General features: G+C 24.6%; 1 protein-coding gene. It reads right to left on the bottom strand.

What is annotated here, in order from left to right; genetic code table 11:
• Window positions 1–569: hypothetical protein (locus tag ACFDSN_RS03990; protein WP_375238537.1), on the bottom strand; the 569-nt coding region annotated here is incomplete at its 3' end.
• Window positions 570–711: the final 142 nt, after the last annotated feature.

Raw genomic sequence — 711 nt, 5'->3', positions numbered from 1 at the left:
GCTAAATAAGGTTGTTTTTTTAGTTTAGATTTAATTATATTTATTTGTTCACTTAATTCCTTTTTAGAGCTTGTATATAACTTTGTTGGTAAATAATAACAAGTTTTATAGCCAAAAGCATTAAATATTTCTAAAGCTTCAGGATATTTTGATTCGACTAAAGCTTTAGATTTTTTAAAATTATTTTTAGAGAAAAGCATATCTAATCTCTTAAAAATTAAAGCTGAATTATCAGTTTTTAGGTTTTTAATATCTAACCACATAAATGGCTGCTCATTTACCTCTATTTTATTTAAATATGTTTCAAAAGTTAAACCTATACTTTCTGTTGTTGGATGATTTATATCAAACGTATTAGAAATTTCATTATATATTAAATCCAATTCAAATCCGTTAAAGTAATTAGCAGCAGAATTTGCCTTATCTATAGAATTAGCTCTATGTGCCCAAATTTTATTATAATAACCTATACCTTCAATTTTATAGGGACTATATCTGTATAAGTAGCCAAGAATAACAACACCAAAAAGCAGCCAGACTAATTGTTTTTTTTTATTCCCAAACATCATAATTAAGTGTTTTAGTTAATTGCCTTGTTTTAGGTTTAAAAGATGTATTAAATATACTTTTTTCTGGGTTAAAACCTTTAAAATCAGTTTTTATTAAATCGGAAAAACTATGTAGAAAATCATCTAACAAGTAAGGTTGATA

This window comes from Aurantibacter sp. (assembly GCF_042094015.1).
Classification (GTDB): Bacteria; Bacteroidota; Bacteroidia; order Flavobacteriales; family Flavobacteriaceae; genus Aurantibacter.
Note: the sequence above shows the minus strand (reverse complement) of the source record. Positions and strands in the feature narration are given on the sequence as shown.